The organism is Nigerium massiliense, from assembly GCF_000826085.1.
GTDB classification, from domain to species: Bacteria; Actinomycetota; Actinomycetes; order Propionibacteriales; family Propionibacteriaceae; genus Propioniciclava; species Propioniciclava massiliense.
In genome coordinates this window covers 674,244-690,007 of record NZ_CCYM01000003.1, presented here as the reverse complement: position 1 = coordinate 690,007, position 15,764 = coordinate 674,244, and the positions used below count along the sequence as shown (strand labels likewise).

General features: G+C 71.7%; 17 protein-coding genes. 14 read left to right on the top strand and 3 right to left on the bottom strand.

Going from position 1 to position 15,764, the window contains the following annotated elements:
• The first annotated feature begins 139 nt into the window (after positions 1-139).
• The gene (locus tag BN1187_RS09635; RefSeq protein WP_052462570.1) at positions 140-1,558 is read left to right on the top strand and encodes an amino acid permease; all 1,419 of its coding nucleotides are present in this window, start codon (positions 140-142) and stop codon (positions 1,556-1,558) included.
• A 29-nt stretch (positions 1,559-1,587) separates the two neighbouring features.
• Here BN1187_RS09635 and BN1187_RS09630 read toward each other — a convergent pair whose 3' ends face one another.
• Positions 1,588-2,121, bottom strand: a complete 534-nt coding sequence (locus tag BN1187_RS09630; RefSeq protein ID WP_052462760.1) for a rhomboid family intramembrane serine protease — start codon at positions 2,119-2,121, stop codon at positions 1,588-1,590.
• 177 nt (positions 2,122-2,298) lie between these two features.
• On the opposite strand from BN1187_RS09630, the gene BN1187_RS09625 reads away from it, so the two are divergent.
• From BN1187_RS09625 to BN1187_RS09605, 5 genes are all read left to right on the top strand, one after another.
• Positions 2,299-3,102, top strand: a complete 804-nt coding sequence (locus BN1187_RS09625) for an S-methyl-5'-thioadenosine phosphorylase (protein WP_040161212.1) — start codon at positions 2,299-2,301, stop codon at positions 3,100-3,102.
• Positions 3,102-4,325, top strand: coding sequence for a radical SAM family heme chaperone HemW (gene hemW, locus BN1187_RS09620; protein WP_040161209.1), 1,224 nt, complete (start codon positions 3,102-3,104; stop codon positions 4,323-4,325). Before BN1187_RS09625 ends, hemW begins: the two co-directional genes overlap by 1 nt.
• Positions 4,326-4,428: 103 nt before the next feature.
• Positions 4,429-5,289 (top strand): DUF3097 domain-containing protein, encoded by an 861-nt coding sequence (locus BN1187_RS09615; RefSeq protein WP_040161206.1) that lies wholly within the window; start codon positions 4,429-4,431, stop codon positions 5,287-5,289.
• Positions 5,289-6,089 (top strand): inositol monophosphatase family protein, encoded by an 801-nt coding sequence (locus BN1187_RS09610; protein WP_052462569.1) that lies wholly within the window; start codon positions 5,289-5,291, stop codon positions 6,087-6,089. Before BN1187_RS09615 ends, BN1187_RS09610 begins: the two co-directional genes overlap by 1 nt.
• The gene (locus BN1187_RS09605) at positions 6,086-6,397 is read left to right on the top strand and encodes a hypothetical protein (RefSeq protein WP_040161203.1); all 312 of its coding nucleotides are present in this window, start codon (positions 6,086-6,088) and stop codon (positions 6,395-6,397) included. The genes BN1187_RS09610 and BN1187_RS09605 overlap by 4 nt, the downstream gene beginning before the upstream one ends.
• Before the next feature lie 41 nt (positions 6,398-6,438).
• Here BN1187_RS09605 and BN1187_RS09600 read toward each other — a convergent pair whose 3' ends face one another.
• Complete coding sequence (locus BN1187_RS09600) at positions 6,439-7,290, bottom strand: MBL fold metallo-hydrolase (RefSeq protein WP_052462568.1); 852 nt, start codon at positions 7,288-7,290, stop codon at positions 6,439-6,441.
• A 37-nt stretch (positions 7,291-7,327) separates the two neighbouring features.
• Between BN1187_RS09600 and BN1187_RS09595 the strand changes: the two genes are divergently transcribed.
• The 8 genes from BN1187_RS09595 (at position 7,328) to BN1187_RS09560 (ending at position 14,831) form a co-directional block, all read left to right on the top strand.
• Positions 7,328-7,726 carry a phage holin family protein gene (locus BN1187_RS09595; RefSeq protein WP_040161201.1) on the top strand — a complete coding sequence of 133 codons (399 nt, stop codon included), beginning with the start codon at positions 7,328-7,330 and terminating at the stop codon, positions 7,724-7,726.
• 125 nt (positions 7,727-7,851) lie between these two features.
• Positions 7,852-8,865, top strand: coding sequence for a heat-inducible transcriptional repressor HrcA (gene hrcA, locus BN1187_RS09590; RefSeq protein WP_040161197.1), 1,014 nt, complete (start codon positions 7,852-7,854; stop codon positions 8,863-8,865).
• Positions 8,866-8,869: 4 nt separating this feature from the next.
• Positions 8,870-10,039: a molecular chaperone DnaJ gene (dnaJ, locus tag BN1187_RS09585; protein ID WP_040161194.1), complete on the top strand. Its 1,170-nt coding sequence runs from the start codon at positions 8,870-8,872 to the stop codon at positions 10,037-10,039.
• A 1-nt stretch (position 10,040) separates the two neighbouring features.
• Complete coding sequence (locus BN1187_RS09580) at positions 10,041-10,778, top strand: 16S rRNA (uracil(1498)-N(3))-methyltransferase (protein ID WP_040161191.1); 738 nt, start codon at positions 10,041-10,043, stop codon at positions 10,776-10,778.
• Entirely contained in the window at positions 10,775-12,013 is a 1,239-nt protein-coding gene (gene tgt / locus BN1187_RS09575; RefSeq protein ID WP_040161189.1) for a tRNA guanosine(34) transglycosylase Tgt, read from the top strand. Before BN1187_RS09580 ends, tgt begins: the two co-directional genes overlap by 4 nt.
• A 57-nt stretch (positions 12,014-12,070) precedes the next feature.
• Positions 12,071-12,826, top strand: coding sequence for a PP2C family protein-serine/threonine phosphatase (locus BN1187_RS09570; RefSeq protein ID WP_040161187.1), 756 nt, complete (start codon positions 12,071-12,073; stop codon positions 12,824-12,826).
• Positions 12,823-14,124, top strand: a complete 1,302-nt coding sequence (locus BN1187_RS09565) for a serine/threonine-protein kinase (RefSeq protein ID WP_052462567.1) — start codon at positions 12,823-12,825, stop codon at positions 14,122-14,124. The genes BN1187_RS09570 and BN1187_RS09565 overlap by 4 nt, the downstream gene beginning before the upstream one ends.
• Positions 14,121-14,831, top strand: coding sequence for an FHA domain-containing protein (locus tag BN1187_RS09560; RefSeq protein WP_040162861.1), 711 nt, complete (start codon positions 14,121-14,123; stop codon positions 14,829-14,831). The genes BN1187_RS09565 and BN1187_RS09560 overlap by 4 nt, the downstream gene beginning before the upstream one ends.
• Here the strand turns inward: BN1187_RS09560 and BN1187_RS09555 are convergent.
• Positions 14,813-15,556, bottom strand: coding sequence for a queuosine precursor transporter (locus BN1187_RS09555; protein WP_040161183.1), 744 nt, complete (start codon positions 15,554-15,556; stop codon positions 14,813-14,815). The genes BN1187_RS09560 and BN1187_RS09555 overlap by 19 nt on opposite strands.
• Positions 15,557-15,764: the final 208 nt, after the last annotated feature.

The following is a 15,764-nucleotide window of genomic DNA, read 5'->3' as shown; positions in this document are numbered from 1 at the left end:
GCCGCTGGGTGGTCAGGCGAGCCTGACCACCCGTCCGGCTGGCTACACTCAGCCGCGCTCGGACGCCGCGGCCGCTGCCGCGTGTCAGGGACGTCACGCGAAGCCGTCCCGAGGCGGAGGGCCGAGCGGAAAGGTGAGCATGACCAACCAGGTCGACCACGCGTCCGGCGCCCCCTCCGGCGGGCTGCATCGGGTGCTGAAGAACCGGCACATCCAGATGATCGCGCTGGGTGGTGCCATCGGGACCGGGTTGTTCTACGGGTCGAGCGAGTCGATCCAGCTGGCCGGCCCGGCGGTGCTGCTGGCCTACGCCGTCGGCGGGGCGATCATCTACCTGGTGATGCGGGCGTTGGGGGAGATGTCGGTCGACCATCCCACCTCGGGCGCGTTCAGCGACTACGCCTACCGCTACTGGAGCCGGCGCGCCGGGTTCGTCTCGGGCTGGAACTACTGGTTCAACTACATCGCGGTGTCGATGGTCGAACTCGCGGTGGTCGGGACGTTCGTCCACTACTGGTTGCCCGGGATCCCGGCGTGGGTGACGGCCGCGTTCTTCCTGGTCGCGATCACCGCGATCAACCTCATCGGAGTGCGCTCGTTCGGCGAGTTCGAGTTCTGGTTCGCGCTGATCAAGGTCGCGGCGGTCATCGGCATGATCGTCCTGGGCCTGATCGTGCTCGTCTGGGGCATCACCGGCGCGGACGGCGTCCGTCCCTCGGTCACGCACCTGTGGAACCACGGAGGCTTCGTCCCGCTCGGGTTGCTGCAGAACGTGGACGGCCAGTGGGTCGGCCTGCTGATGGCCCTGGTCGTCGTCATGTTCTCGTTCGGCGGCGTCGAGTTGATCGGCATCACCGCGGGCGAGGCGGACGATCCGGAGCGCTCGATCCCGAAGGCGATCAACCAGGTGATCTGGCGCATCCTGATCTTCTACATCGGCGCGCTCGCGGTGATCATGTCCGTCGTCCCGTGGACCGCCATCGACGGTGAGATGAGCCCGTTCGTGAAGATCTTCGACTCGGTCGGCATCAAGGTCGCGGCCGACCTGCTCAACTTCGTCTGCCTCACCGCGGTGATCTCCGTGTACAACTCGGGCCTGTACTCCAACGGGCGCATGCTGTACTCCCTGGCCAGGCAGGGCAACGCGCCGCGCTACCTGCGCCAGGTGGCGACCAACGGCGTCCCGGTGGCCGGGGTGTTGACGTCGTCGGCGGTAACGGTGGTCGCGGTCGTGGTGGTGTTCCTGTGGCCGGAATTCGCGTTCCAGTACCTGATGTCGATCGCGCTGTTCGCCGGCATCGTCAACTGGACGATGGTGATGATCACCCAGCGCAGGTTCCGCCGCCGGATCGGCCCCGAACGCGCGGCGGCGCTGCGGTTCAGGCTGCCCGGGGCGTCGTGGGTGGGCATCGCGGTGATCGCGTTCCTGGCCGGGGTCGTGGTGCTGATGCTGTTCTCGCCCGGCTACCGGGTCGCGGTCGTGGTGGGGCCGCTGTGGGTGGTGACGCTGCTGCTCGCCTACGAGATCAAGCGGCGGCTCGAGCGTCCGCAGGCCTGAGCCGGACGGACCGCGGGCGGGCCTCGGGGTCAGGAGCGGCGGTTCAGCTGCGGGACCGTGCGCCGGTCCGGGGAGCGGTGGAGCAGCCAGGCCGCCGCGATGCCACCGAGCGCCCCGCCCAGGTGCGCCTGCCACGAGACCCCCACGCTGAACGGCAGGACGCCCCACAGGACGCCCCCGTAGAGCACGAAGACGCCGACGGCGATGGCGATCTGGCCGAGGTTGTGGGAGATGAACCCGCGCACCAGCAGGTACGTCAGGTAGCCGAAGATCACGCCGGACGCCCCGGCGGTCACCGAGCCGGGCGGGCTGATCAGCCACACGAGCAGCCCCGAACCGATCACGGACGCCAGGGTCGCGACCACCCAGTGCCGCAGCCCGCCGAGCAGGATGATCACGCCCAGCACCAGGAACGGGATCGAGTTGCTGATCAGGTGCGCCCAGCCGAAGTGCAGCAGGGGCGCGGTGAAGATCTGGGGCAGCTCCGAGATCACCCGCGGCTGAATGCCGAGCCCGTCGAGGCGGTGTCCGGTCAGCACGTCCACGATCTCGAGCACCCACATGAGCGCGAGCCACCCGCCGACGAACAGCGAGGCGCCGCTCAGGGTCGTCAGCGGACGGCGAGCCGGTGGGCGACGAGGGACGTGCTGGGTGGTCACGCCGCCAGTCTGCCAAACCGGGTCAACAGTGCCCCGACCTCCGACCGCATTCTGTCGGGGACGCCCACTACAGTGACGGCCATGCAGGCGGACATCGGCATCATCGGGGGCTCAGGCTTCTACTCGTTCTTCGACGACCCCCGGCGGGTCGAGGTCGACACCCCTTTCGGGCCGCCCTCGGCCGCGATCAGCGTCGGTGAGGTGCAGGGACGCCGCGTGGCGTTCCTCCCGCGGCACGGCGACCAGCACCAGTTCGTGCCGCACAAGGTGAACTACCGGGCCAACCTCTGGGCGCTCCGCTCGCTCGGGGTGCGGCAGGTGTTGGCCCCGTGCGCGGTCGGTTCGCTGCAGGAGCACCTGAGGCCGGGCACGCTCGTCGTCCCCGACCAGGTCATCGATCGCACGTATCGCGCCGGGCACACCGTGTGGGAGGAGCCGGGCCCCGTGGTGCACGTCTCCTTCGCCGACCCGTACTGCCCGCGCGGGCGGGCCTCCGTGGCGCGCGCCGGCGAGGCGGCGGGTCAGGCGCTCACCGACGGCGGCACCCTCGTCGTCATCAACGGCCCGCGGTTCAGTTCGCGCGCGGAGTCGCGCTGGCACGCCGCGGCCGGCGGGTCGGTCGTCGGCATGACGGGCATGCCGGAGGCGTCCGTGGCGCGCGAGCTGGCGATGTGCTTCACCACGATCTGCCTGGTCACCGACATGGACGCTGGCGTCGAGGGCGACTCGGGCGTCAGCCACGCCGAGGTGCTGGAGGCATTCGGTCGCAACATCGAGAAGCTGAAGGGGCTCCTGTACCGGGTGATCCCCGAGCTGCCCGCCGACGACGCCTGCGCGTGCCAGCACGCCCTCGACGGCATGGATCTGCCGCGCGAGCTGCCCTGATGAGTCCCGGGTCGCTGCCTGAGGGCGAGCCGGTTCCCGAGGACGGCGCCCTGCCGCCGTCCGCGCGCGCGGAGCTGTCGAGCCGCGGGCTGAGCGCGTACGTGCACGTCCCGTTCTGCGTGACGCGCTGCGGTTACTGCGACTTCAACACCTACACGGCCGCTGAGCTGGGGGCGGCGCCCGGCGACTCCCAGGAGTCCTACCTGCGCGCCCTGGACGCCGAGGTCGCCCTGGCCCGTCGCGTCCTGGGCGACGGGGCTCCGCCGCTGCAGACGATTTTCTTCGGCGGCGGGACGCCCACCGTGCTCGCGCCTGAGAAGTTGGGCGCGGTGGTGGCAGGGCTGCGCGACGCCTTCGGCCTGGCCGATGACGCCGAGGTGACCACCGAGGCGAACCCCGACTCGGTGACGCCTGAGGCGCTGCGCACGCTCGTCGAGGCGGGCGTCAACCGCATCTCGTTCGGCATGCAGAGTTCCCAGGAGCATGTGCTGTCCGTCCTCGACCGCACCCACACGCCGGGCCGCGCCCTCGAGGCCGTCCGGTGGGCGCGCGAGGCCGGCTTCGCGTCGGTCAGCCTCGACCTGATCTACGGCACGCCGGGGGAGAGCCTGGACGACTGGCGCGCCTCCCTGGACGCCGCCCTCGGCGCCGAGCCCGACCACGTCTCGGCGTACTCGCTGATCGTCGAGGACGGCACGCCACTCGCCCGCCGGGTGCGGCGCGGCGAGTTGCCGATGCCCGACGAGGACGACCTCGCCGACAAGTACGTCCTGGCCGACGACGCCCTGTCCGGCGCCGGCTACCGCTGGTACGAGGTGAGCAACTGGGCCAAGCCCGGCCACGAGTGCCGGCACAACCTCGCCTACTGGGTGGGGGACTCGTGGTGGGGGTTCGGGCCGGGCGCGCATTCGCACGTCGGCGGCGTCCGGTTCTGGAACGTCAAGCACCCCCGCCGCTACGCCCAGCTCCTGGCCCACGGGCGCACGCCCGCCGCCGGACGCGAGGTCCTCACCCCCGGCGAACGCCGCGAGGAGCGCGTCCTGCTCGAGCTGCGCCTTGACCGCGGCCTGCCGCTCGACGTCCTGACCGTCACCGAGCGGCGGCGGGTGCCCGAGGTCGTCGCCCGCGGGCTGGGCACGCTCAGCGCCGGAGACGAACGCCTCGTCCTGACCCGCCGGGGCCGGCTGCTGGCGGACGCCGTGATCCGCGACCTGCTCGACTGAGGACCCGCCGGGTGGACGCGCAGGCCGGGGAGGCCCCGGGGGGAAACACCGCAGGGCCGGGCGTCCGCGTCTCGGCGGGGACGCCGGGGTAGGGTCGAGCGCTGTGAATCGCTACGGGAACGACGTCCTCGCCAAGGGCTGGCAGCAAGCCGGCAAGCCCACGGCCACGCCTGTCCCGGTGGAGCGGGACATGGTGCTCGAGGAGCCGACGTCGGGCTTCGTCGGCGCCGTCGTCGCGTGGGAGAAGGGCATGGTCGTGCTGGAGGACAGGCGCGGCAAGCGCCGCAGCTTTCCGTTCGGCCCCGGATTCTGGCTCGACGGCAAGCCCGTCGAACTGCGCCCGCCCGCCCCGAAGGCCGGCCGGTTCGACGCTCAGCAGCGCTACAACCGGACGCACACCGCGTCCGGGTCGCGCGTCGGTCCGGCCGAGAAGGCGAAGGTCGCGCTGCCCAGCCGCATCTACGTCGAGGGACGTCATGACGCCGAGCTCGTCGAGAAGGTCTGGGGCTCCGACCTGCGGCATGTGGGCGTCGTCGTCGAGTACCTCGGCGGCATCGACGACCTCCCCGCGATCGTCGAACAGTTCGCACCCGAGCGCGGCCGCCGGCTCGGCGTCCTCGTCGACCATCTGGTGCCCGGCACCAAGGAACACCGCATCGTGCAGCAGGTCAGCGGCGACTATGTATTCGTCACCGGCCACGAGTTCATCGACATCTGGGAAGCGGTCAAGCCGCAGCGGCTCGGCCTGGCCCAGTGGCCGCGCATCCCGAAGGGCCAGGACTGGAAGAAGGGCATCTGCGCCGCCCTCGGCTGGCCGCACCAGACGCAGGCGGACGTGGCCCGGGCCTGGCAGCGCATCCTGCAACGGGTGGAAAGTTGGAAGGACCTCGACCCGGGGTTGTTGACGGAGGTGGAGAAGTTGATCGACTTCGTGACCGAGGACCACCTCGACAAGGAGAGCTGATGAAGACGCAGACCGTGACCGACGCGATCCAAGAGGTCGCGGCGCGCGAGATCCTGCCGCGCTTCCGCACCCTGCACGGTGATGAGATCGTCGAGAAGCACCCGGGTGACCTGGTGACCGTCGCCGACCGCAGGGCCGAGGTCGAACTCACCGCCATCCTGCGCGACTACCACCCCGACGCCCTGGTCGTGGGCGAGGAGTCCGTCTTCGACGATCCCGGCATCCTCGAGGGGCTGCCCGAGGCCGAGCACGCCTGGGTGATCGATCCCGTGGACGGCACCAACAACTTCGCCCGCGGCTCCGCCGACTTCGGCGTCATGGTGGTCGAATGCGCCCACGGGCTGCCCGTCCGGTCGTGGATCTGGCAGCCCGTGCACGAGCGCATGTTCGTCGCCGAGCGCGGCAACGGGGTCACCTTGAACGGACGGCCCCTGCGCCCGATGGGCGGCCCGCAGCGGCCGCTGCGTGCCGCCGCCGGCCCGCGCAGCCTGCAGCACCACAGTGAGCGGCTCACCGTCCGTCCGACCGTCGGCTCCTGCGCGATCGACTATCCCGACGTGCTGACGGGGAAGATCGACGCCGTCGTCTACCGCTCGCAGAACCCCTGGGACCACCTGCCCGCCTCGCTGATGATCCGCGAGCTGGGCGGACGTGCGGCGCTCAACACCGGCGAGGACTACCGGGCGGGCGTCGCGTCGCCGCTGCTGATCTCCGCGTGCACCCCGGACGCCTGGGACATCGTCAACGACACCCTCGTCACGCCCGACTGGCTCGCCACGCACCCCACCCTGAACCAGTGAGCTCCTACCGCGTCGAGATCGAGATCCTCGGCCTCAAGCCGGGCCATCGCCCGCCCGAGGTGATGGACGCCGCCGTCGCCGCCATCGGCCTGGCCAACACAGTCGAATCCCGCGACCTCGACATCGCCGCCGGCACCCCGCGCATCCTGATCCGCTTCGCGGTCTCGCCGGCCAGCCGCGACGAGGAGGACGAGGACGCCCGCGGCGCGGCCTTCGACGGCTGCCGCGGCGTCGAGGAGGTCGCCACGATCGGACGCTCCTGGCTGCTGCGTCGTGACGGCGGACGCTGGACGCCGGTGCGCTTCTGAGCCGCCGCCGGGCCGGGCACTCCGCCTGAGGCCGCCGCGGCTCAGAGCAGCTTCAGCGAGCGTCGCGGCTTCTTGCCCTGCGCGGCCAGCTCGGCGTAGACCAGCGGCAGCCACGCGCGGATGGCCTCCTCGGGGAAGTTCCACTCGCCCCGCTCGTAGGCCTCGTCTTCCGGGACCCCGCGCTGCACCAGGTGCTCGACCTGCGCGTAGGTGCCGGCCAGTTCGCCGCGCTGGATGAACGCGAAGTCCCGGTCCACGGGCTCCCCGTGCCCCGGCACGAGCACCGTGTCGGCGCGCAGCGTCCCCAGGACGCCGTCCAGCGCCCGCGGCCACTGCTTCAGGCTGGAGTCGGGGCCCACCTGCGGGGGCCCGGACTGCTCCAGCAGGTCCCCGGTGAAGATCACGGACGCGTCCGGCACCAGGACGACGACGTCGCCTGAGGTGTGCCCGACGCCGAAATGCACCAGCTCGACATGGCGCCCGCCGAGGTCGACGGTGGCCGCGAGGGAGAACGTCCGCGCGGGCATCATCAGCTCGTCCTCGCTGAAGCCGAGCCGCTCGAGCTCGGCCGCGAGCTCGGGATTCGCCCGCGTCGACTCGCCCAGCGACTCGTGGCCGTAGGTCGCCACGTCGCGGAACGCCGACAGCCCGTAGAGGTGGTCGTAGTGGTGGTGGGTGACCACGGCGCCGACGATGGGCTTGTCGGTGACGCGCTCGGCCGCCGCACGGATCTCCCAGCCCTGGTTGGGCGACGAGCCCGTGTCGACGACGAGCGCGCCGGTCTGCCCGACGATCAGGCCGATGGTGACGCCGGCCGGCTCGGCCACGGCGCGGAAGATGTCCTCCGCGAGCGGCTCGAACGGGGTGAGGGAGAAGTCGACGGGCTCAGACATGGCGCCCACCTTAGGCGACGGATGGCACCCTGGAGACATGAGACTTCTCCTGCGCCTCATCGCCACGGCCATCGCCGTGGGCATCGCCGCCTGGCTCGTGCCGGGCATCACCGTCACCGGACCGACCGCCACCGCCACCGCCCTCACGCTGGCGGGTGTCGCCCTCATCCTCGGCCTCGTCAACGCGCTCGTGAAGCCGCTGGCGACCGTCCTGTCCACGTGCCTGATCGTGGCGACCTTCGGTCTCTTCCTGTTCGTGCTCAATGCACTGATGTTGATGCTGACGTCATGGATCGCGGGGCAACTCGGCATCGGGTTCCATGTCGACGGCTTCTGGCCGGCCCTGATCGGCTCGGTCATCATCAGCGTGGTGAGCTGGCTCGTCAGCGGCGTGTTCGGCGTCAACCGGCCCGATCCGCAGGTCCGCCAGTACTGATCCCTCACCCTGAGCGCCGCGCCCCGTCGTCCGCCTCGCGCCGCGGGGTGGGCGACCGCGTTCGGCATCCGGAGTAAGCTGGCACTCTGTTCGGGAGAGTGCCAGTCGCGGAAGGGGGACGAGAGGTGGACGACAGGAAGCTCGCGATCTTGCGGGCGATCGTGACCGACTACGTCTCCAGCCAGGAGGCCGTCGGTTCCCGGGCCCTCGTCGAGCGGCACAACCTCAAGGTGTCGCCGGCCACCGTCCGCAACGACATGGCCGCGCTCGAGGAGGAGGGCTACATCACGCAGCCCCACACCTCGGCCGGCCGCATCCCCACCGACAAGGGCTACCGCTTGTTCGTCGACCGGCTGGCCTCCATCAAGCCGCTGTCCGCGGCCGAGAAGCGGGCGATCTCGGCGTTCATGGCGGGCGCCGTCGACATCGACGACGTGGTGCTGCGCACCGTCCGCCTGCTCGCGCAGATCACCCGGCAGGTGGCCATGGTGCAGTACCCGACGCTGTCCAGCGCGGTGCTGCGGCACGTCGAGGTCGTCCGGCTGTCCGCCGAACGCGGCCTGCTCATCAGCGTGAACTCCCTGGGCCGTGTCGACCAGCGCCACGTCGACCTGGGGGAGGCGTCCGAGGAGCGGGTCGAAGAGGTGCGACAGCGGCTGAACGGCCTGGTCGTCGGGGCCACCTCGTCCCAGGCGGTCGAACGGCTGGCCACCGCTCTGGAGGAGTTCCCCCCGGAGACGCGCCCGCTGGCGTCCACGCTGATCGCCACCCTGCTCGAATTGCTGAGCGCCGACCCGTCCACCCGCGTGGTGGTGGGCGGCGTGCCCAACCTGACCCGCTTCGGCGAGTCCTTCGAGACCAGCGTCAAGCCGGTGCTCGAGGCGCTCGAGGAGCAGGTGGTGCTGCTGCGGCTGCTGGGCGACATCAGCACGGCGGACGACGTCGTGGTGCGGATCGGCCAGGAGAACCCGTACGAGCCGCTGCAGACGACGTCGGTGGTGGGCAGCACCTACGGACCCGACCACAGCGTGTGGGCGACGATGGGCATCGTCGGCCCCACCCGCATGGATTACCCATCAACCATCGCATCGGTGCGCGCCGTCGCCAGGTACGTCGGCCGCATCTTGGCAGAAGGATGACGCGTTGAGCGATTACTACGAGACCCTGGGCGTCTCCCGGGACTCCTCGCCCGAGGAGATCAAGAAGGCCTACCGCAAGCTGGCCATGAAGTTCCACCCGGACGTGAACGACTCCCCGGACGCGGCCGAGAAGTTCAAGGCCATCGGCGAGGCGTACGAGGTGCTGCGCGACCCGCAGAAGAAGTCGGTCTACGACCGCGGCGGCGACCCGATGGGCGGCATGGGGGGAATGGGCGGCTTCGGCTTCCCGGGCGGCGCCGGTGGCGCGGCCGGCTTCGACATGGGCGACCTGCTCGGCGCCATGTTCGGCCAGCAGTCGTCCCGCGGCCCGCGCCCGCGCGTGCGCCGCGGCCAGGACGCCCTCGTGCGGGTCAGCCTGTCGCTCGCCGACGCGGCGTTCGGCGTCACCAAGCCGGTGCGCGTCGACACCGCCGTCACCTGTCCGACCTGCCACGGCAATGGCTCGGCCGACGGCGCGGCGCCGCAGCAGTGCACCACCTGCCACGGTCAAGGCGACGTCACCACCGTGCAGCGCTCGTTCCTCGGCGACATCCGCACCGTCCAGCCGTGCCCCAACTGCCACGGCTACGGCACCGTCATCACCAACCCGTGCGGCGAGTGCTCCGGCGAGGGCCGGGTGCGCAGCAACCGCACCATCAACGTCAAGATCCCGGCCGGCGTCTCCACCGGAAACCGGGTTCACCTCGACAGCCAGGGCGAGGTCGGGCCCGGCGGCGGCCCCGCCGGCGACCTGTACGTCGAGATCGCCGTGCAGACCCACCCCGACTTCAAGCGTGACGGTGACAATCTCGAGTTGGTCGTCCGCGTCCCGATGACGGCGGCGGCGCTCGGCACCGACCTCACCGTGAAGACCCTCGAGTCCGAGCGCGAGGACTGCGACCCGGGCGATGAGACGGTCGAGCTCACCGTCCCCGCGGGCGTCCAGTCGGGCACCCGGCTGGTCGTCGAAGGACGCGGCGTGCCGAAGCTGCGAGGCGCCGGGCGCGGCGACCTGGGGGTTACGCTGCTGGTGCAGACGCCGAAGAACCTGGATCACGAGCAGCGCGAGCTCATGCGTCGTCTCGCGGAGCTGCGCGGCGAGACCCGGCCCGAGGCGCACATCGACCGGCCCCGAAAAGGGGTCTTCGACCGATTGAAGGACGCGCTGAGCTGACATGACCGACGCCCTGTTCCTGGCCGAGCTGGATTCGCCGCAGGTCGGCGACGAGGTGACCGTCTCCGGCGACGAGGGTCGCCACGCGGTCTCCGTGCGACGCATCCGCGTCGGGGAGACGGTGCTCGTCGCGGACGGCGCGGGCACGGCCGTCCGCGGGCCGGTGACGTCGACCGAGCGGTCCGCCATGACCTTGACCGTGGACGAGGTGCTGCACACGCCGCAGTCCCCGCTGCGGCTCGCGGTGGCGCAGGGGCTCGCCAAGGGCGACCGCGCCGAGCTGGCCGTCGAAACCATGACCGAGCTGGGCGTGGACGAGATCGTCCCCTGGCCGGCCGCCCGCTCCATCGTCAAGTGGGACCCCGAGCGCGCCCAGCGCGGCCTGACCCGCTGGCGCGCCGCCGCGCGGGAGGCGACCAAGCAGTCGCGGCGCTACCGCGTCCCGACGGTGGGGTTCCCGTCCGACACGGGCGCGCTGGTGCAGCGCATCCCGCAGACCGCCCTGACCCTCGTCCTGCACGAGGACGCCGAGGTCGGGCTCGCCGACGTCGAGCTGCCGGCCAGCGGGGAGATCTTGATGATCGTCGGCCCCGAGGGCGGCATCGCGCCCGAGGAACTGGACGCGTTCACGAAAGCCGGCGGCGTCCCCGTCTCGATCTCCGACGGGGTGCTGCGGACGTCCACCGCGGGCGTCGCGGCGCTCGCGCAGGTGCGCGCGCTGCTGGCCGCGCGCCGATGAGCGGGGCTGATCCCGGAGCCTTCTCGTTCGAACCGGGCACGGTGCTGTCCAACGGACGCGGCCGCACCGGCGTCATCCATACCCCGCACGGCGACATCCGGACGCCGGCGTTCGTCGTCGTGGGCACCAAGGCGACCGTGAAGTCGGTGGTGCCCGAGGCCGTGGCCCAGCTCGGCGCCCAAGCGGTGCTGGCCAACGCGTACCACCTGTTCCTGCAGCCGGGCTCCGACCTGATCGACGAGGCGGGCGGCGTCGGCAGGTTCATGAACTGGCCCGGCCCGACGTTCACCGATTCGGGCGGCTTCCAGGTGATGAGCCTGGGCGCCGGATTCAAGAAGGTGCTGGCGATGGACACCGCGGGCGTCGCGAACGACGACGTCATCGCCGAGGGCAAGGAGCGCCTTGCCAAGGTCGACGAGGACGGCGTCACGTTCAAGAGCCACCTCAACGGCGACCGGCACCGGTTCACCCCGGAGGTGAGCATGGCCGTGCAGCACCAGCTGGGCGCCGACGTCATGTTCGCGTTCGACGAGCTCACCACGCTGATGAACACCCGCGGCTACCAGGAGGCCTCCGTCGCCCGCACCCACCGCTGGGCGCACCGGTGCCTGGTCGCCCACGCCGAGCTAACCATGCAACGCGCGGACAAGCCCTACCAAGCGCTGTTCGGCGTCGTGCAGGGCGCCCAGTACGAAGATCTGCGCCGGCAGGCAGCGGCAGGCCTCGCCTCTCTTGAGGTGGACGGGCGCGGCTTCGACGGCTACGGCATCGGCGGGGCGCTCGAGAAGGAGAACCTGGGCACGATCGTCGGGTGGTGCGCCGACGAGCTGCCGTTCGACAGGCCGCGCCACCTGCTGGGAATCTCCGAGCCAGAGGACTTCTTCGCCGCCGTGGAAGCCGGCGCCGACACGTTCGACTGCGTCAACCCGTCCCGCGTCGCCCGCAACGGCGCGATCTACACCGCCGACGGCCGCTACAACGTCAACACCGCGCGCAACCGCCGCTCCTTCGCCCCGCTGGAGGACGGCTGCGACTGCTACACCTGCGCGCACTACACGCGGGCCTACCTGTTCCACCTGTTCAAGGCCAAGGAGATGCTCAGCGCGACGCTGGCGACGATCCACAACGAGCGCTTCACGGTTCGGTTGGTCGACGACATCCGCGCCGCCATGGAACGCGGCGAGCTGGCCGCCTTCCGGGACGAGTTCCTGGGGCGGTTCCACGCACGCCGGTGAGGCGCGCTCCGGCTTGCTAAGGTGCAGCGACGCCGCCATGAACGAGAGAAGACAACGATGAGGGTGGGAACGGGCGCACGAACCGACGTCGGCCGCGTCCGGAACCACAACGAGGACGACTTCGTGGTGGGGCAGCGCCTCTGGCTGGTCGCCGACGGCATGGGCGGACACGCCGCGGGGGACGTCGCGAGTTCGCTCGTCGTCCAAGCGTTCCGCCCCCTGGCCGAGTGCGACGAACTGCGCGTGGCCGACGTCGTCGAGGCCGTCCGCGCCGCCAACCGGTCCGTCATCGACTACGGCGCGCAGCACGCCGACGCGCGGGGTCTGGGCAGCACCGTGACCGGCGTGGCCGTTGTCGCGGACGACCAGGGGCGGGACTTCGTCGTGTTCAACGTCGGCGACTCCCGGGTCTACCGCTTCGTCGAGGGCACGCTCGAGCGGGTGAGCGTCGACCATTCCGAGGTGGAGGAGCTCGTGCAGGCCGGGGTGATCACCGCCGAGGAAGCCCGCGTCCACCCCAGCCGCAACATCGTCACGCGCAGCCTCGGGTCCCAGCTCGAGCCGGACGTCGACCTCTTCCGCTGCGCGGCGCTGCCCGCGCAGCGCTTCGTCGTCTGTTCCGACGGGTTGAACACCGAGGTCCCCGACGACCTGATCGCCGCGATCCTGGACGAGAACCCCGGCCCCGAGCAGGCCGCCGATGCCCTGGTCGCCGCCGCCCTGGAGCACGGCGGTCACGACAACGTCACGGTGATCGTCGTGGACGCGGTGCGGGACGAGCCGGCCTCGCGAGGTGAGGGCGAGACCGCATGAGTGCGCCCGGCCCGGGCGAGGCCCCCGCGATCGACGGGCTGCGGTTCGTCCGACCGCTCGGCTCCGGCGGGCAGGCCGGGGTCTTCCTCGCCGAGCAGGACGTCCCGCGGCGGATGGTCGCGGTGAAGCTGCTCACCGGGCCGGTCGGGGACGGTCGCGCCGAGCGGTTCCTCGCCGAGGCCGACGTCTTGGCTCGGCTGGAGCACCCGCACGTCGTCCCCGTGTACTCCGCCGGGCGGGCCGCTGACGGCCGGCCCTACCTGGTGATGCGCTACTGCCCGCCCCCGACCCTCGCCGACCTGGGCGGCCTCGCGACCGCGGACGTGCTGCGCGTCGGCGTCCAGCTGGCCGGGGCGGTCGCCACCGTGCACGCAGCCGGGCTGCTGCACCTCGACGTCAAGCCCGCCAATGTCCTGATCTCCCGCGACGGCGTTCCCGTGCTCGCCGACTTCGGGCTGGCCGGGCCGCCGCTCGGGGAGGCCGCCGGGGCGTCCGTGCCGTGGGCCGCCCCGGAACTGCTCTTCGGGACCGCCGCGCCGGGCGAGCGGACCGACGTGTATGGCCTGGCCGCGACCCTGTGGACGCTGCTGTCCGGGCGCCCGCCGTTCGAGGTCCCCGGCGGCGACAACGCCCTGACCGCGACCATGCTGCGGGTGCGCGACGACGCCCCGGCGCCCCTCGGCCCCGACGTGGACGCCGCGCTCGAGGACGTCCTGCGCGCTGCGCTCGCGAAGGACCCCGCGGACCGGCCCTCCGCGCTGGACCTCGCCGCCGCCCTGCAGGAGATCGAGGAGGAGCTGGGGCTGCCCCGCACCGAACTCGTCGTGTTCGCCGGCCGCCCGCGCGCCAGCGACGAAGCCGGCGAGCGTCCGGCGGCGGATCCCCAGAGCGGCGCCGTCGCCTCCGCGGAGGGGGCCGGGGAAGGGTCCCGGGCGTCCCGGCCTTCCGGCAGCGCAGCGGGGGGTCCCCGGCGGCGTCGGCTCCCGCTCGGCGTTGCCGTCGGCATCGCCCTGGCGCTGATTCCGGTTGGGTTGGTGTTGTCGGTGTGGCTGAAGCCCGCGGCGTCCACGATCGCGGTGTCGGGGCGGCGCGCCGGCGACGTGGTCGCCTTCACCTGGACCGATTCCGCTGGGCAGCCCGCGGGTGGCTACCGCGCCGAGGTCAACGAGCGCGCGCTCGACCTCGACCGCCCGCCCGTCACCGTGCGCGGCTCGGGAAAGGTCTGCGTCAGCGTCCAGCGGCTCGACGGCGACAAGCGGCCGCAGGGGACGGCGTCGGCCACCACGTGCGTCCCATGACCGGGTCGTCGCTGCGCGTGGAGTTCGTCGGCGAGGTCTACGAGCTCGACCCGGACGCCACGTTCACCATCGGGCGCGAGGCCGACCTCGTCATCGACGACGCGAACCCGTTCCTGCACCGACACTTCCTCACGCTGCGCCACGAGAACGGGCTGTGGTGGCTGGTCAACGCCGGCGCCACGCTGACGGCCACGATCAGCGACCCGGACGGCGCCATGCAGGCCTGGCTGGCGCCCGGCGCCGCGCTGCCGATCGTCTTCGCGACCACCACCGTCTGGTTCACCGCGGGCGCCACGACCTACGACTTCACGATCGTGGCCCCCGACGCCGCGTTCGCCCCGGTGCCCGCGCCGCTCGCGCAGCCGGACGGGTCGCTGACGCTGGGCCGCGTCACGCTCACGCCCGACCAGAAGCTACTGCTGGTCGCGCTGGCCGAGAGCGTCCTGCGACGGGGCGACCGCGGCGCCGGGACGATCCCGCCGACGGCCGCCGCGGCGTCCCGGCTCGGGTGGCCGGTCACGAAGTTCAATCGCAAGCTCGACAACGTCTGCGCCAAGCTGTCCACCCTCGGCGTCCGGGGGTTGCACGGAGGTCCGTCCGCGCTGGCCAGCGGGCGGCGCGCCCGCCTCGTGGAGTACGCCGTCGCGTCCAGGCTCGTCACCCCGGACGACCTGGCGCTACTGCCCGGTCAGCCGGCCGGTGCGTAGTCCGGTTCGCGGCGCTTGACGGCGGCGATGACGCGGTAGGTCATCGGCAGGAAGACCACCTCGACCGTCACCTTGTAGACCCAGCCGACGATCGTGTAGTTCACCAGCGAGTCCCACGGGATCGACCCTCCGCCGAGGAAGGCGCCCAGCGGCCCGAACGCGATGAGGCAGAACACCAGGGTGTCGGCGAGCTCGCCGACCACCGTCGAGGTCACCAGCCGCACCCACAGCCGGTTCTCGTTGGCCCGCGCCTTCAGCCGCACCAGCACGTACGCGTTCAGGAACTGTCCGGCCAGATAGCCCAGCAGGCTCGCCACGACGATGCGGGGGACGAACCCGAGGACCGCCGTCCAGGCGTCCTGGTTCGGCCAGTCGGACGCCGGGGGTGCGGCGTCCACGGCGACGAACGTCGCCGACATCAGCGCGGCCAGCACGAAGCCGGTGAAGATCGCCCGGCGGGCCTTGCGCATGCCGTAGACCTCGGCGAGGACGTCACCCAGCACGTAGGTCAGCGGGAACAAGAACGCGCCGCCGTCGGTGATGATCGGCAGCACCGGGTAGCCCAGCACCTCGACGCGCGGGCCGAACTGGATGAGCTTGGTCGCGCCGATGTTCGAGATCAGCAGCAGGCCGCAGAACGCGGCCAGGATGAGGTCGTAGTTGCCCCGGCCGCCGCTGGCGTAGCTCGCGGGCGTGGACGTCGCGCCGGTCTCCGTTCGTGTCACGGGCACGCATCGTAGCCATCGGGGCGGGAGCGGCCGCCATCAGCGATCCCGATTCAGGAGACTCGTGTTCATGCTCCCGGCCAAATCATGTGGCCCGCCGACATCACCGGAGCGTTTGGACACGGTGGAGCCTCCGGTGTTCCCACCCTGCCTCCCGACTCGTTCACCACCCTTTCGGCGGCCCGGGTGGGGCGTTCCGGACCCGGTC

What these genes read in the sequence shown, in the direction of transcription:
- BN1187_RS09635 (WP_052462570.1), top strand. Translation starts at nt 140, where the DNA reads ATGACCAACCAGGTCGACCACGCGTCCGGCGCCCCCTCCGGCGGGCTG.
- BN1187_RS09630 (WP_052462760.1), bottom strand. Translation starts at nt 2,121, where the DNA reads ATGTGGGTGCTCGAGATCGTGGACGTGCTGACCGGACACCGCCTCGAC.
- BN1187_RS09625 (WP_040161212.1), top strand. Translation starts at nt 2,299, where the DNA reads ATGCAGGCGGACATCGGCATCATCGGGGGCTCAGGCTTCTACTCGTTC.
- hemW (WP_040161209.1), top strand. Translation starts at nt 3,102, where the DNA reads ATGAGTCCCGGGTCGCTGCCTGAGGGCGAGCCGGTTCCCGAGGACGGC.
- BN1187_RS09610 (WP_052462569.1), top strand. Translation starts at nt 5,289, where the DNA reads ATGAAGACGCAGACCGTGACCGACGCGATCCAAGAGGTCGCGGCGCGC.
- BN1187_RS09600 (WP_052462568.1), bottom strand. Translation starts at nt 7,290, where the DNA reads ATGTCTGAGCCCGTCGACTTCTCCCTCACCCCGTTCGAGCCGCTCGCG.
- BN1187_RS09595 (WP_040161201.1), top strand. Translation starts at nt 7,328, where the DNA reads ATGAGACTTCTCCTGCGCCTCATCGCCACGGCCATCGCCGTGGGCATC.
- BN1187_RS09580 (WP_040161191.1), top strand. Translation starts at nt 10,041, where the DNA reads ATGACCGACGCCCTGTTCCTGGCCGAGCTGGATTCGCCGCAGGTCGGC.
- tgt (WP_040161189.1), top strand. Translation starts at nt 10,775, where the DNA reads ATGAGCGGGGCTGATCCCGGAGCCTTCTCGTTCGAACCGGGCACGGTG.
- BN1187_RS09570 (WP_040161187.1), top strand. Translation starts at nt 12,071, where the DNA reads ATGAGGGTGGGAACGGGCGCACGAACCGACGTCGGCCGCGTCCGGAAC.
- BN1187_RS09565 (WP_052462567.1), top strand. Translation starts at nt 12,823, where the DNA reads ATGAGTGCGCCCGGCCCGGGCGAGGCCCCCGCGATCGACGGGCTGCGG.
- BN1187_RS09560 (WP_040162861.1), top strand. Translation starts at nt 14,121, where the DNA reads ATGACCGGGTCGTCGCTGCGCGTGGAGTTCGTCGGCGAGGTCTACGAG.